Annotated in this window: 25 protein-coding genes, 1 tRNA gene and 1 riboswitch; of the genes, 11 read left to right on the forward strand and 15 right to left on the reverse strand. The window is 66.2% G+C overall.

Features of this window, described 5'->3' with window-relative positions:
* Positions 1-112 precede the first annotated feature (112 nt).
* On the forward strand, positions 113-1141 hold the full coding sequence (locus tag KBA48_RS13855) for a Ppx/GppA phosphatase family protein (RefSeq protein WP_292907288.1): 1029 nt from the start codon (positions 113-115) through the stop codon (positions 1139-1141).
* An 87-nt stretch (positions 1142-1228) separates the two neighbouring features.
* Positions 1229-1945, forward strand: a complete 717-nt coding sequence (locus tag KBA48_RS13860) for an RlmE family RNA methyltransferase (protein ID WP_292907290.1) — start codon at positions 1229-1231, stop codon at positions 1943-1945.
* A gap of 38 nt (positions 1946-1983) precedes the next feature.
* On the opposite strand, the gene KBA48_RS13865 is transcribed toward KBA48_RS13860, so the two are convergent.
* Positions 1984-2751, reverse strand: a complete 768-nt coding sequence (locus KBA48_RS13865) for a DeoR/GlpR family DNA-binding transcription regulator (protein ID WP_292907292.1) — start codon at positions 2749-2751, stop codon at positions 1984-1986.
* 64 nt (positions 2752-2815) lie between these two features.
* Here KBA48_RS13865 and KBA48_RS13870 point away from each other — a divergent pair, with 64 nt between their 5' ends.
* The gene (locus tag KBA48_RS13870; RefSeq protein WP_292907294.1) at positions 2816-3397 is read left to right on the forward strand and encodes an NUDIX domain-containing protein; all 582 of its coding nucleotides are present in this window, start codon (positions 2816-2818) and stop codon (positions 3395-3397) included.
* A 231-nt stretch (positions 3398-3628) separates the two neighbouring features.
* Complete coding sequence (locus KBA48_RS13875) at positions 3629-4705, forward strand: HD domain-containing phosphohydrolase (protein WP_292907296.1); 1077 nt, start codon at positions 3629-3631, stop codon at positions 4703-4705.
* An 11-nt stretch (positions 4706-4716) separates the two neighbouring features.
* Here the strand turns inward: KBA48_RS13875 and KBA48_RS13880 are convergent, their stop codons facing one another.
* Positions 4717-6228: a UbiD family decarboxylase gene (locus KBA48_RS13880; RefSeq protein WP_292907298.1), complete on the reverse strand. Its 1512-nt coding sequence runs from the start codon at positions 6226-6228 to the stop codon at positions 4717-4719.
* A 199-nt stretch (positions 6229-6427) separates the two neighbouring features.
* Between KBA48_RS13880 and KBA48_RS13885 the strand changes: the two genes are divergently transcribed.
* Positions 6428-7423: a sodium-dependent bicarbonate transport family permease gene (locus KBA48_RS13885; RefSeq protein WP_292907300.1), complete on the forward strand. Its 996-nt coding sequence runs from the start codon at positions 6428-6430 to the stop codon at positions 7421-7423.
* 5 nt (positions 7424-7428) lie between these two features.
* A complete protein-coding gene (locus KBA48_RS13890) occupies positions 7429-8322 on the forward strand; it encodes a LysR substrate-binding domain-containing protein (protein ID WP_292907302.1) in 894 nt (297 codons plus the stop codon).
* 2 nt (positions 8323-8324) lie between these two features.
* Here the strand turns inward: KBA48_RS13890 and KBA48_RS13895 are convergent, their stop codons facing one another.
* The 4 genes from KBA48_RS13895 to KBA48_RS13910 form a co-directional block, all read right to left on the reverse strand.
* Complete coding sequence (locus tag KBA48_RS13895; RefSeq protein WP_292907304.1) at positions 8325-8993, reverse strand: methyltransferase; 669 nt, start codon at positions 8991-8993, stop codon at positions 8325-8327.
* Positions 8968-10020: a 4-hydroxybenzoate octaprenyltransferase gene (gene ubiA / locus KBA48_RS13900; protein WP_292907306.1), complete on the reverse strand. Its 1053-nt coding sequence runs from the start codon at positions 10018-10020 to the stop codon at positions 8968-8970. Before ubiA ends, KBA48_RS13895 begins: the two co-directional genes overlap by 26 nt.
* 131 nt (positions 10021-10151) lie before the next feature.
* Positions 10152-10406, reverse strand: coding sequence for a hypothetical protein (locus KBA48_RS13905; RefSeq protein WP_292907308.1), 255 nt, complete (start codon positions 10404-10406; stop codon positions 10152-10154).
* A gap of 52 nt (positions 10407-10458) precedes the next feature.
* A complete protein-coding gene (locus KBA48_RS13910) occupies positions 10459-11232 on the reverse strand; it encodes a S49 family peptidase (protein WP_367273837.1) in 774 nt (257 codons plus the stop codon).
* A gap of 248 nt (positions 11233-11480) precedes the next feature.
* Between KBA48_RS13910 and KBA48_RS13915 the strand changes: the two genes are divergently transcribed.
* Positions 11481-12182, forward strand: a complete 702-nt coding sequence (locus KBA48_RS13915) for an ABC transporter substrate-binding protein (protein ID WP_292907312.1) — start codon at positions 11481-11483, stop codon at positions 12180-12182.
* 4 nt (positions 12183-12186) lie between these two features.
* Here the strand turns inward: KBA48_RS13915 and KBA48_RS13920 are convergent, their stop codons facing one another.
* Positions 12187-12933 (reverse strand): methyltransferase, encoded by a 747-nt coding sequence (locus KBA48_RS13920; protein ID WP_292907314.1) that lies wholly within the window; start codon positions 12931-12933, stop codon positions 12187-12189.
* Positions 12930-13145 (reverse strand): DUF2007 domain-containing protein, encoded by a 216-nt coding sequence (locus tag KBA48_RS13925; RefSeq protein WP_292907316.1) that lies wholly within the window; start codon positions 13143-13145, stop codon positions 12930-12932. The genes KBA48_RS13920 and KBA48_RS13925 overlap by 4 nt, the downstream gene beginning before the upstream one ends.
* A gap of 157 nt (positions 13146-13302) precedes the next feature.
* Here KBA48_RS13925 and KBA48_RS13930 point away from each other — a divergent pair, with 157 nt between their 5' ends.
* Positions 13303-14325: a polyprenyl synthetase family protein gene (locus KBA48_RS13930; RefSeq protein ID WP_292907318.1), complete on the forward strand. Its 1023-nt coding sequence runs from the start codon at positions 13303-13305 to the stop codon at positions 14323-14325.
* Between the two features lie 211 nt (positions 14326-14536).
* Positions 14537-14613: transfer RNA gene (locus KBA48_RS13935), tRNA-Pro, on the forward strand.
* 235 nt (positions 14614-14848) lie between these two features.
* Here the strand turns inward: KBA48_RS13935 and KBA48_RS13940 are convergent.
* Entirely contained in the window at positions 14849-15628 is a 780-nt protein-coding gene (locus KBA48_RS13940; protein ID WP_292907320.1) for a fumarylacetoacetate hydrolase family protein, read from the reverse strand.
* 239 nt (positions 15629-15867) lie between these two features.
* Positions 15868-15957: riboswitch (glycine riboswitch) on the forward strand.
* Positions 15958-16108: 151 nt separating this feature from the next.
* Here KBA48_RS13940 and KBA48_RS13945 point away from each other — a divergent pair.
* Both KBA48_RS13945 and KBA48_RS13950 read left to right on the forward strand, forming a co-directional pair.
* Positions 16109-17374: a D-amino acid dehydrogenase gene (locus KBA48_RS13945; RefSeq protein WP_292907322.1), complete on the forward strand. Its 1266-nt coding sequence runs from the start codon at positions 16109-16111 to the stop codon at positions 17372-17374.
* Positions 17375-17439: 65 nt separating this feature from the next.
* The gene (locus KBA48_RS13950) at positions 17440-18819 is read left to right on the forward strand and encodes an L-serine ammonia-lyase (RefSeq protein ID WP_292907324.1); all 1380 of its coding nucleotides are present in this window, start codon (positions 17440-17442) and stop codon (positions 18817-18819) included.
* A 38-nt stretch (positions 18820-18857) separates the two neighbouring features.
* Here the strand turns inward: KBA48_RS13950 and KBA48_RS13955 are convergent, their stop codons facing one another.
* The 6 genes from KBA48_RS13955 to KBA48_RS13980 form a co-directional block, all read right to left on the reverse strand.
* The gene (locus tag KBA48_RS13955) at positions 18858-19835 is read right to left on the reverse strand and encodes an ABC transporter ATP-binding protein (protein ID WP_292907326.1); all 978 of its coding nucleotides are present in this window, start codon (positions 19833-19835) and stop codon (positions 18858-18860) included.
* Between the two features lie 58 nt (positions 19836-19893).
* A complete protein-coding gene (locus tag KBA48_RS13960) occupies positions 19894-20793 on the reverse strand; it encodes an ABC transporter ATP-binding protein (protein ID WP_292907328.1) in 900 nt (299 codons plus the stop codon).
* Positions 20793-21395, reverse strand: coding sequence for an ABC transporter permease (locus KBA48_RS13965; protein ID WP_292907330.1), 603 nt, complete (start codon positions 21393-21395; stop codon positions 20793-20795). Before KBA48_RS13965 ends, KBA48_RS13960 begins: the two co-directional genes overlap by 1 nt.
* Positions 21344-21652, reverse strand: coding sequence for a hypothetical protein (locus KBA48_RS13970; protein WP_292907332.1), 309 nt, complete (start codon positions 21650-21652; stop codon positions 21344-21346). Before KBA48_RS13970 ends, KBA48_RS13965 begins: the two co-directional genes overlap by 52 nt.
* On the reverse strand, positions 21639-22583 hold the full coding sequence (locus KBA48_RS13975; RefSeq protein ID WP_292907334.1) for an ABC transporter permease: 945 nt from the start codon (positions 22581-22583) through the stop codon (positions 21639-21641). Before KBA48_RS13975 ends, KBA48_RS13970 begins: the two co-directional genes overlap by 14 nt.
* 155 nt (positions 22584-22738) lie before the next feature.
* Entirely contained in the window at positions 22739-23374 is a 636-nt protein-coding gene (locus KBA48_RS13980) for a TetR family transcriptional regulator C-terminal domain-containing protein (protein WP_292907336.1), read from the reverse strand.
* Positions 23375-23444: the final 70 nt, after the last annotated feature.

Below are 23444 nucleotides of genomic sequence, written 5' to 3' on the forward strand. Positions count from 1 at the left end.
CGGTTACGATAGGGTGACGGATTGTCGAACATCACCCATATCCGTTGCAGGACGGAACCGTCAGTCAAAGGGATCAGGTAACGTGGAGAATGGTGCGGCAGGCAGGACCGGGATGGACCCGGCGCCAGGCGGGGCGGATATCCCCGCCCCGGATGCCGCCTGCGTCAACCGTGTGCCTGTGCTGGCCGCCCTGGACCTGGGCACCAACAATTGCCGCCTGCTGATCGCGAAGCCCTGCCGCGAGGGGTTCCGCGTCATTGATGCCTTTTCCCGCATCGTGCGCCTGGGCGAGGGTCTGACCCGCAGCGACCGTCTGTGCGACGACGCCATGTTCCGCACGGTGCAGGCGCTGAAGGTCTGCCGGTCCAAGATGGAACGGCGTGGCGTCAGCCATCTGCGCGCCGTCGGTACGGAGGCCTGCCGCCGCGCCGACAATTGTGAGGAATTCCTGAGCCGGGTGCAGGACGAGACCGGCCTGTCGATCGAGATCATCAGCCCCAAGGAAGAGGCGCGGCTGGCCCTGGCCGGCGTGGCGCCGCTTCTGGACGCCGCCATCCCCTATGCGCTGGTCTTCGACATTGGCGGCGGGTCGACGGAACTGATCTGGACCGAGCTAGTGCGTGGCCGTCCCCGCGCCATCGACCAGATCTCCGTGCCGCTGGGCGTCGTCAACCTGACGGAAACCTATGGCGGCGACCGGGTCTGTCCCCTTGATTACCGGCGGATGATGGACCGTGTGGCCGAACGGCTGGGCGATTTCGACACACGCAACAGTATCACCAAGGCCGTGGCGGAAGGCCGGGTACAGATGCTGGGCGCGTCCGGCACGGTGACCACGCTGGCCGGCATCCAGATGGGTCTGGCCCGGTATGACCGCAGCCGGGTGGACGGGGCCTTCCTGGACCGGGACAAGGCGCGCTCCATTTCGGAAACGCTGCTGGGCCTGGACTATATGGGCCGTGCCGGACAGCCCTGTGTGGGCCGCGACCGTGCCGATCTTGTCGTGGCGGGCTGCGCCATCCTGGACGCCATCTGGCGGCAATGGCCGGTGCCGCAACTGCGTATCGCCGATCGCGGCGTCCGGGAAGGCATCCTGTGCGAACTGGCATCCGCCGCCCGCCACCGGCGACGGCGGGGCTAGGCTGGGTTGCCCAGCCGCCGCTTGCCAGCCGCCGCCGTTCCGGCGATGGTGCCCGCTTGTCAATCCTTCTGTTCAACGGCGTTTTCCATGACCAAGTCCTCCGGCAACATCCCCACCGGCCGTAATCAGGCCGTGCGCGTGAAGACCGCCAAGCGGCGGTCGGTGTCGTCGGCCCGCTGGCTGGAACGGCAATTGAACGACCCCTATGTGGCCGAGGCCAAGAAGCGCGGTTTCCGCAGCCGGGCGGCGTTCAAGCTGCTGCAACTGGATGAGAAGTTCGGCTTCCTGAAGCGCGGGCAGCGTATTGTCGATCTGGGCGCCGCGCCCGGCGGCTGGACCCAGATCGCCGTGGAGAAGTCGAAATCCGACAAGGGCGGCACCGGTCAGGTGATCGGCATCGACCTTCTGGAGATGGAACCGGTGCCCGGGGCCACCACCTTCCAGATGGATTTCACCATTCCGGAAGCACCGGCCCGGCTGAAGGCGCTGTTGCAGGGTCCGGCCGACATCGTGATGTCGGACATGGCCGCCAACACCACGGGCCACACGCAAACGGACCATCTGCGCATCGCGGGCCTGGCTGAAATGGCCTATCAGTTCGCCACCGAAGTGCTGGCCCCCGGCGGGGCCTTCATCTGCAAGCTGTTCCAGGGTGGGGCGGAACGCGAGCTGCTGGCCCAGATGAAAAAGGACTTCACGAGCGTCCGCCACGCCAAGCCCGCCGCCAGCCGGCAGGACAGCAGCGAGACCTATCTGGTGGCCATGGGCTTCCGGGGTGGGGCAACAGCCGTGCAGGAAGACTGATACCGGGCCCAAAGGCCCCCCCGTGCCTGTTCATACGGTCAGGCGCGGATTACCGATACGCCAGCGGCCCGGAAAGGTGCCAGCGCCCCCTCCCCCACCTCACCCGCCACCAGCAGCGTCTGCATCAGGGTGGCGGGACCGATGATGTGGGGCGATGCCGCCCCGATCTTTTCCGGCGTGGCCAGCACCATGGTTTCGGCGGCAGCCTGCGCCAGGGCCCGCTTCACATCCGCCTCTTCCATGTCACCGGTCGTCAGGCCGATGCCGGCATGGGCACCGGTAACGCCCATGACATACAGATCGGCCTGGAAACGTCGGATGCCTTCCAGCACCTGGGCGCCGACACAGACGCCGGAATGCTTGAACAGCCGTCCGCCGATCAGGGCCACGTCCACCGATGGATGATCGACCAGCGCCGTGGCCACGGTCGGGCTGTGCGTGACCACCATGGCCCGCAGATCGCGCGGCAGGGCACGGGCCAGTTCAAGGCACGTCGTGCCCCCATCCAGGAAAAGCAGTTGCCCCGGACGGATCATCCGCGCCGCCGCCGCACCCAGCAACCGTTTGACATCGGGCGACTGCAGGCTTTTGCCGGCCAGATCCGCCATCGCTGGCGACGCCGGCAGCGCCCCGCCATGGACCCTTTGCAACAGCCCTTCGGCCGCCATTTCCCGCAGGTCGCGGCGGATCGTGTCCTCCGACAGGCCCAGGGAGACCGCGAAATCCTTTGCCACCACCTGACCGTCACGCTGGAGAGCGGCCAGAATCATCGCCTTACGCTGTTGGGTGAGCATCCGACGCCTCATCACGAATATCCGTGACTCTACACGATTTTGCACGATAATACCCGAATAATCGTGGAGGATGATCATGTCCATCGCCGACCGTATCCGCATCCGGCAGGTCACCCTGCTGTCAGACGACTGGTATGTCCTGAAGAAGACGCGCTTCGATTATCGCCGCGCCGATGACACCTGGCAGACCTTGAGCCGTGAAACCTATGACCGGGGCAATGGCGCCACCATCCTGCTGTACGATCCGGAGCGGCGGACCGTGGTGCTGACCCGGCAATTCCGCTTTCCCGCCTTTGTGAACGGCCATGACGACCTGTTGACGGAGGCGCCGGCCGGGCTGCTGGAGGGTGCGGACCCCGCCGATCGGATCCGACAGGAATTGATGGAGGAGACGGGTTACGTCATCGGCCAGCCCCGGAAACTGTTCGAGGCCTTCATGAGCCCCGGATCAGTCACGGAGAAGCTGCATTTCTTCGCCGCCCCTTATGGTCCATGCGACAGGACCGGCAGCGGCGGGGGCAACAGGGCAGAGGGAGAGGATATCAGCGTGCTGGAAATCACCATCGAAGAGGCAATGGAGAGTATCCGGGACGGGCGCATCAAAGATGGTAAGACCATCATGTTGTTGCAGCATGCCGCCCTGTATCTGCTGCCCTGAATGGCGAGCCGCGTGTGAAATTCTTCACAACCCTATCCACGGACATATGTCCATTGGCAGATTGGCATTCGCCAAACGCCTGAAGGTCCCGGACCGATTTTGTGTCATAAATAATGGCGGGCTCCGTCGAGAGCCATAATCCAGCGGCCAGGAACCAACGGTGGATATTGTGCCGTCATGGTATGGATTGTGAGAGCCTGACCAGCTTTCTTCGATAAGCGGTGACTGCCTATGCCTGCGGACGGATGCATCGAAGTCGATAATTCGCTGAGAACGGCGCGAATACTCGTGATTGATGATATGCAGGTCAGTGTCGACTACTTGGTTTGTACGTTGCGGCGCGCCGGATTGGCCCATATATCAGCCACGACCGATCCCCGCATCGGGTTGGACCTTTGCCGGCAAGCGCCTCCGGATCTAATTCTTCTCGATTACTGCATGCCCGGCCTGGATGGGCCGGGCTTCATGGCGGAACTGACCTCCATTCTGGGTGCCGAGACACCACCGATCCTGATCATCACGGCCCATGACATTGCCGCGAACCGGCGTCGCGCGCTGGAACTGGGGGCCATCGACTATGTCACCAAGCCCTTCACCGACTGGGAATTGCTGATCCGCGCGCGCAACCTGATGCGGCTGCATGTACTGCACCGGAGCCAGCGCGCCTTGTCCCGGCAACTGGAACAACTGGTCAGCGAACGCACGGCGGAACTGGAACGCACACGCGCAGAGATCATTCACCGGCTGTGCAATGCCGGGGAGTTCCGGGACGAGGATACGGGACGGCATGTGGCCCGTATCGGCCGGCTGTCCTCACGGCTGGCGGAACTGGCTGGGGCCGGAGGCGATTTCGCGGGCAACCTGGCCGCCGCCGCCCCCCTGCATGATATCGGCAAGATCGGCATTCCCGACCGCGTCCTGCTGAAGCCCGGAAAGCTGGACCACGACGAATGGTCCATCATGAAGACCCATTGCACACTCGGCGCCCAGATCCTGGCGGATAGCGGCCTGCCATTGCTGGATCTGGCATCGGAGATCGCGCTGTCCCACCATGAGAAATGGGATGGCAACGGCTATCCGAACGGGCTGGCGGGGGACGCGATCCCGCTGTCGGGCCGGCTGGTTGCCGTCTGCGATGTATTCGACGCCCTGCTGTCGCACCGGCCCTACAAGCAGCCATGGCCCATGGACAAGGCTCTGGCCTATATCGCTGAGGTGTCGGGTACTCATCTCGACCCGAACCTGGCCACCCTGTTCCTGGACAATAAGGCGGAGATGATGGCGATCCGGGTGGAGATGGCGGACTGATAGCCCCCGCGTCAACGCCAGATCGGCTTGCCCGATCCGGGCAGGCCCAGACGCCCCCACATGTCGCTGACCTTGTCGACCACCTGCCGGTCCATATGCAGCTTCTCCCCCCATTCGCGGTGCGTTTCGGGCGGCAGCTTGTTGGTGGCGTCCAATCCGACCTTACCGCCCAATCCCGATTCGGGGCTGGCAAAATCCAGGTAATCGATGGGCGTCCCCTCGATCATGGTGATGTCGCGGACAGGGTCCATGCGGGTACTGACGGCCCACATCACGTCCTTCCAGTCCCGCGCATTGATGTCGTCATCAACCACGATGACCCATTTCGTGTACATGAACTGCCGCAGAAAGGACCATACGCCCATCATCACGCGCTTGGCATGGCCCGGATAGGCCTTCTTCATCGACACGACCGCGATCCGGTAGGAACAGCCCTCCGGCGGCAGCCAGAAATCCACGATCTCCGGGAATTGCTGCTGCAACAGCGGAATGAACACTTCGTTCAGCGCCTCGCCCAGAACGCTGGGCTCATCCGGCGGCCGTCCGGTGAAGGTGGAGAGATAGATCGGGTCGCGGCGCATGGTGATGGCCGTGACAGTAAAGACGGGGAACGGCTCGACCGAGTTGTAATAGCCGGTATGGTCGCCATACGGCCCCTCGTCGGCATATTCGTCCAGGCTGACATAGCCCTCCAGCACGATCTCCGCCGTTGCCGGCACCTTTAACGGGACGGTCTTGCACTCGACCAGATCGACACGCTTCCCGCGCAGCAGGCCCGCGAACTGGTATTCCGACAGGGTCTCCGGCACCGGCGTCACAGCGGCCAGGATGGTGCCGGGATCGGCGCCCAGCACGGCGGCAGCGGGCAGCGGCTCCCGCTTGCCCGACTGTTTCCAGCGCTGATGATGCTGCGCGCCGCCACGATGCTTCAGCCAGCGCATGATGGTCTTGTTCCGGCCCAGCCGCTGCATACGATAGATGCCGAGGTTGAAATTATCCTCGCGGCTGTCTGACGGCCCCTTGGTGACGATCAGGGGCCAGGTGATCAGCGGTGCCGGCTCCCCCGGCCAGCAGGACTGGATGGGCAGGATTGACAGGTCCACATCATCGCCCGTCAGCACCACCTCCTGACACGGCGCCCTGGACACGGAACCCGGCCGCATGGCCATCACCTGCTTGGCCAGCGGCAAAAGCTGGAACGCCTCCTTCAGCCCGCGCGGCGGCTCCGGCTGCTTCAGGAAGGCCAGCGTCTCCCCCACCTGGCGCAGTTCATGCGGCTCCCGGTCCATGCCCCAGGCCACGCGCTCCACGGTCCCGAACAGGTTGATCAGCACGGGCATGGGGCTCTTCGTGCCATCCTCCCGGATCACATTCTCAAACAGCACGGCCGGCCCCTTTTCCGCCAGCAGCCTTGTATGGATCTCCGTCATTTCCAGCACGGTGGAAACGGGTTCCGTCACGCGCACCAGCCGCCCCTCCTGTTCCAGGCGGGCCATGAAGTCACGCAGGGAGGCATAGGGCATGATGGGCCTTTGCAGGTTCCGGTATCGGGTCGGGCCGTAACATCGGTGCCGGGGACCGCCGGGTCAAGCGGGCAGCCCGTCGCGGCCGCACTTCCCGTGCCATTGATTTTTTCAATCAATGTGGAAAAATATATCAATTTCACAGAATGAAACCTCCTCCCTATGGTCCCCGCCGGTCACTTCGTGGGAGAGATGAGAGATGGATGCATTATTGTCCGCGCCGATCCTGTTTTTCGGGCTGGGGGCCCTGATGGCGCTGGCCGGTGCCCGCCTTCCCTTTCCCGACGGGTTCGGCAAGGCGCTGGCGGCCTATCTCCTGGTCGCCATCGGGTTGAAGGGCGGGGTGGCGCTGGCCGGCGCCTCCCTGGCGGCGGTGTTGCCGCTGCTGCTGACGGCGGCCCTGATCAGCTTTGCCATGCCGGCCCTGGCCTTCGCGCTGCTGCGCGGGCCGGTGGGGCTGGATCGTGTCAACGCCGCCGCCATCGCCGCCCATTATGGATCGGTCAGCCTGGTCACCTTCGTGACGGCGACAAAGTTGCTGGAGGCACGGGGGATCAGTTTCGGCGGCCATATGGTGGCGGCGCTGGCCATCATGGAGGCGCCGGCCATCATCACCGGCCTTCTGCTTTCCGGCCGCGTCGGCATGCTGGCCCGCAGCGGGACAGAGCAGGCGGGCGGCACCATGGCCGTGAACATGGGCGGCGGGGGCCTGCCTTCGGCCCTGCGGGAGGCGGCGTTCAACGGGTCGATCCTGCTGCTGGCCGGGTCGCTGGTCGTGGGGCTGGCGATCGGCACGCCGGGTCTTGCCAAGCTGTCGGGCCTGTTCGTGGCGCCGTGGGATGGGGCTTTGTGCCTGTTCCTGCTGGACATGGGCCATCTGGCGGCCAGCCGGATGCGTCAGGCGGCAGCCCTGAACCTGCGGCTGCTGGGCTTCGGGCTGGTCATGCCGCTGCTGGGCGCGGTGATCGGTCTGTCGGCCGCCCTGCCGCTGGGCCTGGGGCTGGGCGATGCGGCCTTGCTGGTGACGCTTTGCGCGTCCGCCTCCTACATTGCGGTACCGGCCGCGCTGCGTCATGCATTGCCGGATGCTGATCCGGGCCTCTCGCTGCCCTTGTCGCTGGCCGTCACCTTTCCCTTCAACATCCTGGTCGGCATCCCGCTTTACCTGATGGTCTGCCGCGCCTTGATTGGATAAGCCCCATGCCCGTCCCCCAGCTGCCCTTCGATCTGGACCTGCTGCGCAGTTTCGTCACCATCGTGGAGGCGGGGGGCGTGACACGCGCCGCCGAACGGTTGGGCCGAACCCAGTCCACGGTCAGCCTGCAGATGAAGCGGCTGGAGGACGGGCTGGGCCGCCGGCTGTTCCAGCGGGACGGCAAGTCGTTCGAGATGACGGCGGAGGGGGAGCAATTGCTGACCTATGCCCGCCGGCTTCTCAGTCTGGCGGGTGAAGCCAGCGCGGCGCTGATGGAGCCGGAGGTGGGCGGTGCGGTCCGCCTGGGCACGCCGGAGGATTTCGCCACCACCCACCTGCCGGACATTCTGTTCCGCTTCGCCCGCGCCCATCCGCAGGTGGCGCTGGAGGTGCGGTGCGACTTCACGGCCAATCTGCTGGACGGCTTTGCCCAGGGGGATTTTGACCTGATCCTGTGCAAGCGGGAACCACAGGGCCCCGGCGACGGGTTGCGGGTCTGGCGTGAACCGCTGGTCTGGGCGGCCTCCCCCCGGCTGCTGCTGTCACCGGAACAGCCGGTGCCGCTGGTGCTGGCCCCGTCACCTGACCTTTACCGCCGCCGCGCGCTGGAAGCGCTGGAACGATCGGGCATTCCTTGGCGCATCGCCTATACCAGCCCCAGCCTTGCCGGCATCCAGGCCGCCGTCAGCGCCGGCCTGGGCATCACTATCCTGTCACGCGACATGCTGGCCGCCGGGTTCCAGGTGGTGGATGCCAGCCTGGGCCTGCCCGACCTGACCGATATGGAGATCGCCCTGCACCGGCGGCCCGGCGCCCCGTCGAAGGCGGTGGACCTGCTTGCCAGCCACATCGTCCGCTCCCTGGAACAAAGCCCGGCGGCCAGGTTGGGCGGCCACTGACATCAAGGGGCGGGTACGCGCCAGACATCGGTGCTTCGGATCGGCTTGTCTTCCAGTTCCAGGCTGGTCGGCACGTCATGGGTGGCAACCTTCACCAACCCCTGCGACGGCAGATAGGCCCGGCCCGGATCCCCCACCAGAACCAGCATCCCCGTCCGCGCCAGATCGCGGAACCAGGCCAGCGCGGCCTCGGCAAAGGACCGTTCGTAGCAGACGTCACCGGCCAGCAGGACATCCACGCCCGGCAATGGCCGGCCGATCCGATCCTCGGTAACCGACGTCACGGCCACGCCGTTCAGGACGGCGTTCAATTGCGTGGCCGCCGCCGCGAAGGGATCGATATCCAGGGCCGTGACACTGGCAGCCCCCGCCTTCATAGCGGCGATGGCGATCAGGCCGGAACCGGCCGCGAAATCGACAACCCTTTTCCCGGCCACCAGTGCCGGGTCATCGGCGATCAGTTTTGCCACCGCCTGACCGCCAGCCCAGGGAAAGGCCCAGAAGGGCGGCGGTACGCCGTTGCGGTCCAGCCAGTCGGCGGTCGCGTGCCAGATGGGCGTGATCTCGGTCGCCTGCCACAGCATGATATCGGGGCGCAGCGGCACAGGTGCCGGCGCGGTATGGGCGCGGATGAAGGCGGCGGGATCAGCGGCGGCTGGCGGCAATGGCAAGATCGGCCATCTGCAGCATCGGCTGCTGCATATAGGGGCGCGGCAGGCCCCGGTTGCCGCCGGGCGCGAACCCGCCGCCGCCATGCGGCACGGGCGGCAGGCTGGCAATACCGACGATGATGGCGACCAGCAGGGCCATGCCGACGAAGCGCGCCGCCTTGAACTGGGCCAGACTGTCGGCGGGATCGTTCATGTCCCAGCCGCGCACCTGCATCACCATCAAGGCGCCGGTCACCAGCAACGGAACGGCGATACCCCAGAACATGCCCGTCGGCTCCAGCGCCAGCAGCCAGAGCACAAAGGCCCCGGCATAGAAGCCGGCAACCCAGCGCCGCGAATCGTTGCCGAACAGCAGGGCCGTGGATTTGATCCCGACATGGGCATCATCCTCCCGGTCCTGATGGGCATAGATCGTGTCATAGCCCAGGGTCCACAGGATGCCGCCGGCATAAAGCAGAAGCGGCGGCCAACCGAGGTCACCGCGAACCGCCGCCCAGCCCAGCAGGGCGCCCCAATTGAAGGTCAGCCCCAGAAAGGCCTGCGGCCACCAGGTGATACGCTTCATCAGCGGATAGGCGCCGACCAGCAGCAATGACGCGGCCCCGAGCGCAATGGCAAACGGGTTCAACTGCAACAGGATGACAAGGCCCACCAGCAACTGCGCCACCAGAAAACCGACGGCCTGACGTACCGTCACCTGTCCGCTGGGGATGGGGCGCACACGTGTCCGCTCCACCTTGGCATCCAGATGCCGGTCCAGGATATCGTTGAGGGTACAACCCGCCCCGCGCATGACAACGGCACCCACGCCGAACAGCGCCATCAGCCAGAAATCCGGCCAGCCCCCGGCGGGAGCTGCCAGGGCGATGGACCACCAGCAGGGCAGCAGCAAAAGCCAGGTTCCGATGGGCCGGTCCAGCCGGGCCAGCCGCGCATAGGGGCGCCACGCCGCCGGCAGACGGCGGTCGATCCAATCACCCGCCTTGATATCGGTGTGACCGGCGGTCGTTTCGGTGGCGTGCGTCATGATCGGCGCATCTTATCGTTTCCCCATGCCCGCGCCTAGGGGTGGATTGTCCCCGGCACAGCTTCCCCTTCCGCACTTTCAGGATAAAGGCGGCGCCCCTGTCCGTCGGTGACGTCGCGCACAGGGAAGGGTCAGCGGGGGCAGCCCGGTGTGCCGCAACGGCCACTGCCGGCCGCCACATAGACGCCGCAGACATCACACTTCGCCATGTCCTGCGTGTCGGTGCCGGTCGTCTTGCCCCGGGTGGCGGCCCCACCCTTTGGATTGGCCTTGACCCCGCCATTGCGGCGCAACGCGTCCTGCCGCTGCCGCTGGACCTTGCCCAGCAGGCGGAAGGCAAACCAGACAATGGCCAGGATGCCGACCAGGGTGATGATTTTAGACAAGGAGATCATGGGCGCCAGAATTGAGGGAAGCCGAAGATCGGAGCAAGCGAAATCACATGCCGTACCGCGCGAAGAGGGCCCGTTCGGCCAGCGTATCCACCACCCCGTCCGTCAGCGAGCGCGCATCCATCCCGATGAACCGGCCCAGGCCCGGCCCGCGCGGCGGATTGACCACGTGGACATGCACCTTCTCGCCAAACCGTTCCCGCAGGGTGGTGCGCATATCGCCCAGCCGGTCGACCAGACCCAGTTCCAGCGACCGCCGCCCCGTCCAGAACGCCCCTTCGAACAATTCCGTCTCCGGCGCCGTCAGGCGCGCCCCCCGCCGGTCACGGACCCATTGCTTGAACGCCGCGTGCATATCGGCCTGAAGCGATTTCAGGTGCGCCACATCGTCGGGCCTTTCTGCCTGGAACGGGTCCAGCATGGCTTTGGACGTACCCGCCGTATGCACCCTGCGATCCACGCCCAGCTTGTCGATCAACCCGGTAAAGCCGAATCCAGCCGATACCACGCCGATCGACCCGACGATGGAACACCCGTCGGCCGTGATCTCATCGGCGGCGCAGGCCAGCCAATAGCCACCGCTGGCCGCCACATCCTCGACAAAGGCCAGGACCGGCACCGATTTTTCCGCCGCCAGGGCCCGGATACGCCGGGCGATCAGGGCAGACTGCACCGGGGACCCGCCGGGCGAATTGATGGACAGGGCAACGGCCGCCAGGTCCGTGGGCGCAAAGGCGCGGGAGATATCCTGCTCCAGCGTTTCCAGCGACAGCCCCCGCCGCCCCGTCCCGATGGTCCCCGACAGACGCAGGACCGACACGAGTGGGGACAATGAGAGGCCGGCGAGTTTCCTGAGACGGCGAAGCATATGAAATTGTCCTCCAGACCATGGGCGCCATTCAGAGATGGGCATGCGCCCCCGCCTGCGGTAGGGCCGGACCATACGAAAGAACCGGAAGAAGGTTTGACCCTGCCCGTCGGCAGGGGCACCCTGTATCTATGACGAACGACCGAACCCCTACCCGACCATTGGTATATGCACTGGCGGCATTCTGCAGCCTCGCATTGATGCAGGGCCTACCCCTCTGCGCGCATGCCGAGAACTCGGCTATTGAACTGATGGCCGTGCAGAGCCCGCCCATGGCGATGGAGAATGAAACCGAGCGGGGAGCGGTGCTGGAACTGGTCATGGCCGCGACGGAGCGGGCGGGTTTGGCAACCAAGGTCACCTTCATCCCCTGGCGCCGCGCGCAGGAGATGGTGACGGGCGGCAAGGATCTGTTGATCACCCCCCTGACCTGGCTGCCATCGCGGGCGGAACGTTTCACCTGGATCGCGCCGGTCTGCCGCATGGAACGGGCCATCGCCAGCCTGAAACACCGCATCGACAGTCTGGAACAGGCCCGCAGCGACCGGCGGATCCTGGTGGTCGGGGCCGGCAGCGCACAGGAACAGCAGTTGCGCGACTGGGGTTATCCCGGCGACCTGATCGTCACCACGCCGCTGGGCACGCGGGAGACCGAGATGCTGGCCAGCGGCAGGGTCGATGGCTGGTACAGCGGCACCCAGCAAATCCGCTGGCGCTGGCAGCGGGAGGGACGGACGGAGGCGCTGATCATCGGCACCCCGATCACCGTGGATCAGATCCATCTGGGTTGCTCCCGCGATTGCGACCCGACCCTGGTCGCGACCCTGCGCAGCGCCCTGCAAAGCCTGCGCGACGATGGCAGCAGCGACCGCATCCTGGCCAAATACGCCCTCAGTTATTGAAGCGTCACACCGGCAGCGCGGCCGCATCGCGCAGGATGGCATCGACCTGCGGGGTGTAGGCCTGTTCCGGCCCATGCAGCACCAGACCCGGCAGCAAGGAAAGCGCGCCCCTGGCATCGCGCAGGGCCGTCACGATGACACGCCTGGCCGGCTGTCCCGCACGCGGCCACAGGGGCAGGATACGGATATCCCCGAACCGCCCCGTCAACAGCGACAGAAGATGGTCCAGCCGCTCCGCCGGATAGATCAGGGTCAGCCGCCCCCGGCTTTTCAGCAGGCGCAGCGCGGCCTGCACAAACATCGCCAGATCGCCCGAACCCTCGCCATGGCTGACGGCCTTGTGGGTGCTGGGCGACGGCGTGTGACGGCCGGCAGGCCAGAAGGGCGGGTTGCTGATCACCTGATCGAAGCTGTTGGGCCGCAGGTCCGGCGACAGGGCGGCGATATCCCCGTCCAGAACCGATACCCGGTCGCCAAGCCCGCTCTCGGCCGCGCTCCGGCGGGCCAGTGCCGCCGCCATGGCCTGTATCTCCACCCCCGTGACCGACAGGCCGGGAACCCGCGCCGCCAGGCACAAGAGGGCGGCACCCGTGCCGCAGCCCAGTTCCAGCACCGCCTCCCCCACCCGGGCCGGCACGGCGGCGGCCAGCAGCACGGGGTCGATGGCGGCCCGGTAGCCGCCGATGGGCTGGAACAAAGTGACGCGCCCCCCCAGAAGGGCCGTGCGATCGATATCCCCGCAACCGGTCACGCCGTCACCACCAGACCGGCATCACGCAACAGCGCCCGCGCGGCGTCCAGATCATCGTCAGCCACGCAGAGCCGGCGGGGAATCGCGCCGATGCTGCCTTCCAGAACAGATGTGTGCTGGTCCAGCAGGATGGACGGGATACCGGCATCGGCAAGGACCGATTGTGCGAAACTCAGTTCCACCGGGTCGTTGCTTCGGATCAACGGTTGCATTGTCAGTCCATCACCAGGAGTTTCAAGGCGGACATGCCGCGCGCGGACGCGGCTGGGCCTTGACCCGGCAGCCTTCCCCGCTATGCTCCCCCGCGATCCCCTGGCCCGTCAACCGGGCTTGTCACCATGCCGCCTTCTCGCGATGGAGCCTTGACCCGTGGCCACTGTGACCACCCTTGATCCCAAGCGCCGGAAGCCGGACACCAACGCGCTCGACAATCTGGTCGCCCTGGTGGCCCAGGATCTGGCCGACGTGAACGACATCATCGTCGACAGGATGCAGTCGCCCGTCGCCCTGATCCCGCAACTGGCCGGCTATCTGATCGCCAGCGGCGGCAAGCGGCTGCGGCCCGTGCTGACGCTTGCCGCGGCCAAGATGTGCGGATATCAGGGCGACACGCACAAGCCGCTGGCGGCCTGCGTGGAATTCATCCATACGGCGACGCTGCTGCATGACGATGTCGTGGATGAAAGCGACCTGCGCCGTGGCCAGGCCAGCGCCAACGCCGTCTTCGGCAACAAATCATCCGTGCTTGTCGGCGATTTCCTGTTCTCCCGCGCCTTCCAGGTGATGGTGGAAGCCGGATCGCTGGACGTGCTGCGCATCCTGTCGAACGCATCGGCGGTGATCGCCGAGGGCGAGGTCCTGCAGCTCACCACCTCCAACGACACGGAGACGAGCGAGGAAGCCTATCTGGAAGTCATCAAGGCCAAGACGGCGGAACTGTTCGCCGCCGCCTGCCGCATCGGCGCCGTTGTCGCCGGCCGTTCGGCGGCAGAGGAAGAAGCCTTGCGCTCGTATGGCCTGAACCTGGGCATTGCCTTCCAACTGGTCGATGACGTGCTGGATTATTCGGCGGCACAGGCGCGGCTGGGCAAGACCATCGGCGATGATTTCCGCGAGGGCAAGATCACCCTGCCCATCGTCCTGGCCTTCCGCCGTGGCGATGACGAGGAACGGGCCTTCTGGCGCCGGACTATGGAGGACCTGGACCAGGGCGATGGCGACCTGGACCGCGCCATCGCGCTGATGAACGGGCACAACGCCCTGCATGACAGCGTGGAACGCGCCCGACACTATGTGTCCGTGGCACGCGACGCGCTGGGCCTGTTCCCCGCCAGCCCCGTGAAGCGGGCCTTGTTGGACGTGCTGGAATTCGTGGTGGACCGGGACTACTGATCGCCCCTGCATCGGGCATCGTCTGCACGGCCGGGAAGGGCGACCTTCCCGGCCGTTTTGCATCCGGGGGGAATGGCGGCGGAACCGCGCGGCAGCCATGCGGGCAGGCGGGAGGGAGAAAACGTCATCTAGTGCTTGCATGGGCCATTCGATGGCGCTATACAGCCGCCCACGCAAACGACGCCCCTGGCGAAACGATGCGGACTTGTGACGGAGTGTAGCTCAGCCTGGTAGAGCGCTGCTTTCGGGAGGCAGAGGCCGGAGGTTCGAATCCTCTCACTCCGACCAGTAAAAAGCCCCGGTTCGACAATGTCGGACCGGGGCTTTTTCTTTGCGCTTGGTTGCCCGATACCATCGGTCAAAATTCTTGACCGATGGTACGGCGGCGACTGCCGCCGCGCGGCCCATGCCGCGTAGCCAAGGGCGCGGATGCACCCGCCGGCGATTGAGGCGCACGAAAGCTTGACCATCGGTCATGATTTCGTGCCGCTGGTATGATACGTGGCCAGCACTTCCCCGCCGATCAGCCGTAGGTGAAGGAACAGTGTCCCAGGCCGCCCACCTTGGCCATGACGGTCTGACCGGGCGTCAGGGCCACCATCGGACCCAGCGCCCCCGTCAGCAGGATATCACCCGCCTGCAACGGCTCCCCCCGTGCCGCCAGGGTGCGCGCCAGCCAGGCGGCCGCGTTCAGCGGGTGACCCAGGCAGGCGGCACCGGCCCCCAGGGACGCGACAGTCCCGTCGATCTCCATCACCATGCCGCAGGTATACAGGTCCAGACCCGGCAGCGGCCGGCCTTCATCGGCAATCACGAAGAAGGCCGAGGAACCGTTATCCGCGACCGTATCGGCGAAGCTGATCTTCCAGTCGGCGATACGGCTGTCGACGATTTCGATGGCGGCGTGAACGCTGGCGACGGCAGCCGCCACCTGCTCCGGCCCCGTTTGCGGATCGGGCAGGGATTGTGCCAGCACCAGCGCCACTTCGGCCTCTGCCTTGGGTTGAAGCACGCGCGCGGGGTCCAGGCGGCCGCCATCGGCGATGCGCATGTCATCGAACAGCACCCCGAAATCCGGCTGGCTGACGCCCAACTGGCTTTGCACCGCCTTGGCCGTCAGGCCGGCCTTCCGGCCGACGATCCGGCGGCCCTGTGCCTGCCAGAAACGCGTATTGATGGTCTGGATCGCATAGGCGGCGTCCGCATCCAGCGGGTCCAGCCCGTCACGCAGCGGCGGCACCGCGCCCGCGTCATAGGCGTCACGAAGGCGCCGGGCGATATCCTCATGGGTGGGGGAAGCCATAAGCGTCATTTCCTCCTGTCCTTTCCGGTCAACAGAGGGCAACGGCACCCCGTGCCGACCGGTGGGACTTTGATAGGATATCCACACCCCCGGTGCCAGACCGGCCCGGCCAGGATTTCTTACATAGCAAGAAAGCCCCGAAGGGGTGACGGACCGGGCCGGCGGCCATGGCGCGACCTTGCCGGACCCGTGCCGGGAACGGGCTTGACCGGACGGGCGGGTTCAGGCCTGATGACAGGAACACCCATGCGGGAGAGCGCGGCACAAAGACCGCCGCCGAAGGAGCAACCGCCCCGGAATCTCTCAGGCACCCGAACCGCATGGGGCCGACGACATCCGAAGAGTGGACGGGGAACCCGGACGGTTCCACGGCCCGCCGAAGGAGAAAGCCTGCCGCACAGGAGGTGCGGCGGGTGAAGCTCTCAGGCAAAGATACGGATGGGGCATGGACCCCCGCCCCCCGGGCGGGAAAGGAGAGCCATGACCCATGTCGCCATCATCGGCGCCGGCATTACCGGTGTCACCACCGCCTATCAGCTTCTGGATGCCGGGGCTTCTGTCACCGTGTTCGACCGGCACGCCTATCCCGCCATGGAGACCAGCTTCGCCAATGGCGGCCAGTTGTCGGCCTCCAATGCCGAAGTGTGGACCCATTGGGGCCAGGTGCTGAAGGGCCTGAAATGGATGCTGCGGTCCGATGCGCCGCTGCTGTTCAACCCCTGGCCATCATCGCACAAGTATCGCTGGATCGCGGAGTTCCTGACGGCGATCCCGAAATACAGCGAGAATACCATCGCCACGGTGCGCATGGCAGTCGCCGCGCGCCGCTACCTTCTGGATATGGCGGAACGGGAGGGCATCGATTTCGATATCGAACGACGCGGCATCCTGCATGTCTATCGCGACACGGACGGGCTTCGCCACGCGGCGGCGGTGAACGAATTACTGCTGGCCGGCGGACTGGACCGGCGGGCCGTGACGCCGGCGGAGATCAAAGAGATCGAGCCGGCCCTGCACGGCCGCTTTGCCGGCGGTTTCTTCACCCCGTCGGACTTCACGGGGGACATCCATAAATATACGACCGGTCTGGCGGGGGCGGTGACGCGGCGCGGCGGGCGGCTGCTTCTGTCCACCAGCGTCACAGGCCTGCGCCGCATCGGCCGTGAGATAGAGATCGACAGCGAGGGGCCGACCGGGACACGGCAGGACCGGTTCGACGCCGTGGTCATCTGTGCCGGCGTCGGGTCGCGCGGGCTGGCCGCCCTGCTGGGGGATGCGGTGAATGTCTATCCCGTGAAGGGCTATTCGATCACCGTCAATCTGGGCGACGCGCAAAGCCGCGCCGCCGCGCCACGGGTCAGTTTGCTGGACGATGCCGCGAAGATCGTCAGCAGCCGCCTTGGCGAAGACCGGCTGCGCATTGCCGGAACGGCGGAGTTCAATGGCGAGAACCGCGATATCCGCGCCGACCGGATCGCCCCGCTGGTCGAGTGGTGCCGGACCCTGTTCCCCGGCATTTGCACCCGCGACACCGTCCCCTGGGCCGGTTTGCGCCCGATGATGCCCGACATGATGCCACGGGTCGGCCGCGGCCGCCTTGCGGGCGTCTATTACAATACCGGCCACGGCCATCTTGGCTGGACCCTGTCGGCCCTGACGGCAAGCCTGGTGGCCGCCATCGTCATGGAAGACAGGCCCGCCAACAGCCCGGTTCACGGGTACCTGCCCCGGACCGACGCCGCCTGACCCTTTCACCCCCCCACATCCACCGCCGGGCAAAACCGCCCGGCGGTGCCGGACACCGCAAACAAATGACAATCAGCGTCTTCGACCTGTTCAAGATCGGCGTCGGCCCTAGCAGTTCGCATACAATGGGGCCGATGACGGCTGCCTTCCGCTTCACGGCACGGCTGGCCCGGACAGGCTGGCTGGACCATACCGACCGGGTCATCGTCACGCTCTATGCCTCACTGGCACTGACAGGGCGCGGGCATGCCACCGACAGCGCAGTGATCACCGGTCTGGCCGGACACCAGCCGGCCGATGTCGACCCGGACGCCGCCGAAACCCTGGTCGCCGGGGTGACGGCCCATCACCGGCTGCCCCTGGGCGGCACGCGGGAGATCATTTTTGATCCCGGTCGCGACATCGAATGGCGGGGCGGGGAACGGTTGCCCTTTCATCCCAACGGCATGCTGCTGCGCGCCTTCGATGCCGACGGCACGCTGGTCGCGGCCCGCACCTATTACTCCATCGGCGGCGGTTTCGTCCTGGACGAGGATGAAGCCCGCTTGAACCAGGAGGCGGGGAACGGCACCACCCCACCCCCCCATTATTACGAGACGGCGGACGGCCTGCTTTCCATCGCGGCCACGACCGGCCTTTCCATCCCCGACATCATCCTGGCCAATGAATGCGCCAGACAGACGGAAACAGAGGTCCGCGCCGGGCTGGACACGATCTGGGCGGCGATGGAAGCCTGCATCAACCGGGGCATCCGCCAGGACGGGTTGCTGCCCGGTGGGCTGAAGGTGAAACGCCGGGCGGGGCGTCTGCACCGCGACCTGCTGGCCCGGCAGGAACGGATGCTGACCGATCCGCTGTCCGTGCTGGACTGGATCAACCTGTGGGCCCTGGCCGTGAACGAGGAGAATGCGGCCGGCGGCAAGGTCGTGACATCCCCCACCAACGGGGCGGCGGGCGTTGTTCCGGCGGTGCTGCGTTATTATGACCGGTTCTGCAACGGCACGCGGGAGGGGCGGCACCGTTTCCTGCTGACGGCCGCTGCCATCGGCGGGCTGTACAAGCGCAACGCCAGCATCTCCGCCGCCGAGGTCGGTTGCCAGGGAGAGGTGGGGGTCGCCTGTTCCATGGCGGCCGGGGCATTGGTGGCGGCCCTGGGCGGCAGTGCGGCCCAGATCGAGAACGCGGCCGAGATCGGCATGGAGCATAATCTGGGTCTGACCTGCGATCCGATCGGCGGGCTGGTCCAGATTCCCTGCATCGAGCGTAATGCCATGGGCGCGATCAAGGCGGTGGATGCCTCCCGGCTGGCCATGATGGGCGACGGTTCCCACCATGTATCGCTGGACCGTGTCATCGAAACCATGCGCCGCACCGGCGCCGACATGAGCGAGCATTACAAGGAGACATCGTTGGGCGGCCTGGCCGTCAATGTCCCCGAATGCTGACGGAAGTCGGGGCTGTTTCCGATCAACCGAAGACAGCCCTAGTCCAGCGGGTGGTGGCAGGCCACGACATGGCCCGTATCCACGGGCAGGAACTGGGGCTGAAGGGTGCGGCAGAGATCGGTCGCCCGGCGGCAGCGCGTATGGAAGGCGCAGCCCGGCGGCCTGTCGAAAAGGCTTGGAACCTCGCCATCAAGCGCGGGGCCGGCGGGACGACGGGCAGGATCGATGGAAGGTTCCGACGCCAGCAGGGCCGCCGTATAGGGGTGGCGGGGCCGCGCCGTCACGGCGGCGGTGGCCCCAACCTCCACCAGATGGCCCAGATACAGGACCGCCATGCGATGGCTGACATGGCGCACCACGGCCAGATTATGGGTGATCAGCAGATAGGCGACACCCAGATCCCGTTGCAGACCGGTCATCAGATTGAGGATTTCGGCCTGCACCGATACGTCCAGGCCGGCCGTCGGCTCATCGGCGATGACCAGGCGCGGCTCCATCGCCAGGGCACGGGCCACGGTGACGCGCCGTGCCTGCCCGCCCGACAATTCGCGCGGATAACGCCCCGCCATATCAGGCGACAGGCCGACCATGGAGAGCAGCCGCCCCGCCTCTGCCGCCCGGTCCCCCATGGGGCGGCCATGGATGGACAGCGGCTCCGTCACGAGGCGCCCCACGGTCAGGCGCGGGCTGAGCGAAGCGACGGCGTCCTGGAAGATCATCGCCGCGCGCCGGCGCAGCCGGTGCCAGCGCCGCCGCCCCCGGCCCGTCAGCACCGCCTGTTCGAAACGGATCGACCCGGCACAGAAGGGCTGCAGCCCCATGATGGCGCGGGCCAGCGTGGTCTTGCCCGACCCGCTTTCCCCCACCAGTGCCAGTGTCTCCCCGGCCGCCAGATCCAGGGTGACGCCACAAAGGATTTCCAGCGGCGGCGGATTGCGCCCGCCCAGACGCTGCCACAGCGCACCAGGACGCGGGACACGCACACAAAGCTCGTTGATTTCCAGCAGGCCCGTCATGGCGACACCCGGTGGCAGGCGACGCGTCGGCCAGGGTCGACATCGCGCAGGACCGGCATCAGGGTCCGGCATCGCCCCTCCACCTCCAGGCAGCGGGGGGGGCGAACACGCATCCCGATGGCGGTTGCGTCAGGTCGGGCACGCGGCCGGGGATCGTGGGCAGCAACCCGCCGCCAATGGCCAGATGACCAGGATCGGCGGCGATCAGACGGCGCGTGTAGGGATGGCGCGGATCGGCGAACACCTTTGCCACCGGCCCCGTCTCCACCACGGTTCCCGCATACATCACGGCCACCTGATCGCACAGCGTCGCAACGGCACCCAGATGGTGGGAGATGAACAGGATGGTGGTTCCGTGCTGTGCCCGCAGCAGGGCCAGTATCTGGGCTTCCAGGGTCACATCCAGCGCCGTCGTCGGCTCGTCCGCGATCAGCAGGCGCGGACGTGTCAGCAGAGCCGCCGCGATGGCCACCCGTTGCAGCATGCCGCCCGACAACTGCCCCGGATAGGCCGCAAGCCGGCGTTCCGGATCGACGATACCGACGCGGACGAACATGTCCACGATACGCTGCCGCTTCAGCGCCGTGGGGATGGCGTGGCGATACTGGATATCGGTAAGCTGGCGGCCGATGGTCAGCACCGGATTGAACGCCGCCATGGGGTTCTGGGATATCAGGGCCAGGCCATTGCCCCGCAGAAGCCGCATCCCCGCCTCGTCCAGCCCCAGCAGTTCCTGTCCATCCAGGCGGATGGAACCGCCCCCGATTTCGGCGTTGCCCGGTAACAGGCCCAGGATGGCGGCGATCAGGGTGGACTTGCCGCAGCCGCTTTCCCCCACGATCCCCGTGATCCCGCCCGTGGCCACCGTCAGGCCGACACCGCGCAGAACCCGCAGCGGCCCCCGGTCGGTGGCATAGGAAACATGCAGGTCGCCGATATCCAGAACGTTGTCCGCCATCACCCTCTCCGCGTCGCGGGGTCCAGCCGCTCCCGCAGCGCTTCCCCCAGGAAGGTGAAGGAAAGCGTGGCCAGCACGATGGGCAGCCCGGAAAACACCACCAGCAACGGCGTATTGCGGATGAAGACGAACCCGTCATTCAGCATGGAGCCCCAGCTTGGCGTCGGCGGCTGGATGCCGATGCCCAGAAAGCTCAAGCCTGCCTCCAGCCCGATGACGACGGGAATGTCCATGGTCATGACCACCAGCAGCGGGCCGATGACATTGGGCAGCAGGTGGATGAAAAGGATGCGCGGAAAACCCGCCCCCATGGACCGTTCCGCCTGGATGAAGGGGCTGTCGCGCAGCGCCAGGGTCTGCGCCCGCACCAGCCTTGCATAGCCGGGTATCGTGAAGAAGGCGATGGTACCGACCAGGGTCCATAATCCGGGTCCCAGCAGGGTCAGCACAGCCAGCGCAAACATGATCATGGGTAATGAACTGATTGTGTCCAGCACCAGAAGCAGCAGCATGCCCAGCCAGCGCGGACCGTATCCGGCGACCAGCCCGATCAGGGTGCCCGCAACCACGGCGATGCCGATGGACAGCAGGGCCACACCCATGGCCGTTCGGTTCCGGTGATGATGCGCGAGGCGGTATCCCGGCCCAGATGGTCGGTACCCAGCCAATGCTGGGCGCTGGGTCCTTCCAGCCTGTGGGCAACCGCGATGCGGGCGGGGTCGTGCGGACTGATGATGTCGGCCGTGACCGCGACCAGCGCAATCAGGGCGCAGACCACCAGACCGAACAGGCCCAGCGGGTCACGCCAGCGGCGGCGGAAACGGGATGGTCGGGCCCTTGGAGGTTCAGAGCGCGGCATGGGTGCGATGATCCAGCAGGCCTGTGACCAGATCGGTCACCAGCATGGCAAGGGCGTAGAGGCCCGCGGTCACCACGACGGCACCGCTGACCACGGGATAGTTGCGGGCCAGGACGGCATCATAGACGACACGGCCGATGCCGGGCCGGGCAAAGATGATCTCGGCGAATACCGAGCCGGACAGCAGCGAGCCGAAACCCACGCCGACGATGGAGATCACGGGCACCAGCGCCAGCCGCAGGGCATAGCGCGACAGGATCATGCCGGGCGGCAGGCCGAAGGCGCGGGCTGTTTCCATATACTTTTCCCGCATCACCTCAATCAGCGATGACCGCACGATACGGGCGATATAGCCGACCCAGCCCAGCCCCACGGCAAAGGCCGGCAGGACAAGGGCATGCAGGCGGGCACCCAGGTTGCCCGCCTCCCCCGCCCCGATGGCGGGAAACCAGTTCAGGGTGACGGCAAAGATCAGAAGACTGTAGATTGCGACAAGAAACGGCGGCAGCGCGATAAAACTGACCGACAGCACGCCGATGACATGGTCGGCAAGGCTGCCCTTCGCCGCCGCACCCACGCACCCCAGCGCAATGCCCAGGAACAGGGCCGTGCCCAGCCCGGCACAGGCCAGGGCCACGGTATGGGGCAGCGCGTCCCACAGGATGGTGGTGACCGGCAGCCCGCTCCAGATATCCGTGCCCAGGTCGCCCTGCGCCACACGGGTCAGGAAGCGCCAGAGTTGTACGGGCAGCGGCTGCTCCAGCCCCATCAGCACGCGGTAATGCGCACGCATCTCCGCCGTGGCGCGGGGGCCCAGCGCCACCGTCACGGGATCGCCGGGAATGGCATAGACCAGCAGGAAGATCGCCACCGTCGCCCCCAGGACGACGCCCAACGCCAGGAACAGGCGGCGGATCAGGAAGCCGGTCATGGATCGATGATCCCTACCCTATCCCACCGGGTCAAGCGCAACGGGGGCAGGCTTTTCCGGCGAGCGATGCGCATCCCACCCTTCCTCCTCGTTTGCGGCGACGGGAGGATTATTGATCGTTCGTTCAATATCAACAAGCGGAAATGATGATGCGATCAAACTTTCAGTCGGGGCAGGAAGGCCCCGGCAGCAAAGGCATCGACCCACCCTTCGCACATGGCCACACCATCCTCGACACTGAAATTCTGGGGATTGAGGCACCATGTCAGCCACAGCCCGTCCAGAAGCGCGTTCAGCGCGGTCGCGGCGGCCTGGATGTTGATGTCGGTCAGGTTGTTGTCCCGGGCCAGGGCGGCAAGATGACGTTCCAGCACCTGCCGGTACTGGCCATAGGTGCGCTGCTGAACGGCTTGCATGTCAGCCGAATGGCGCACCATGCTCCAGAACACGACCCAGACGCCCAGCATGTCGGGGTTCAGGACGGCGGGACCAAAGCTTTCCTGAATGAAGCGAGACAGGCTGTCACGCGGGCCAACGCCGCTTTCCGAAGCTTCCAGCAGGCCGTTGGCGATGCCGCCCGACAGGGTTTCATAGGCGTGGCTGATCAACTGGTCGATGCTGGGATAATAATGGTTGATGAGACCGATGGAGACGTCGGCGGCGGCGGCGATCTTGCGCACGGACACCCCGGCATGGCCATGTTCCGCCAGACAGCGCAGCGTCGCCTCAACCAGATGCTCCCGGCGCATTTCCGGCTGGATGCGGGAAAATTTGCGGGTGGGCGCGGCCATTCCAACTCTCCTTGTTGAACGGCTGACCTGTCTATCACGCGCCTGTCCGGCCTGTCGCGCGGAAAGCGTC

Source organism: Niveispirillum sp., from assembly GCF_017996735.1.
Lineage (GTDB): Bacteria > Pseudomonadota > Alphaproteobacteria > Azospirillales > Azospirillaceae > Niveispirillum.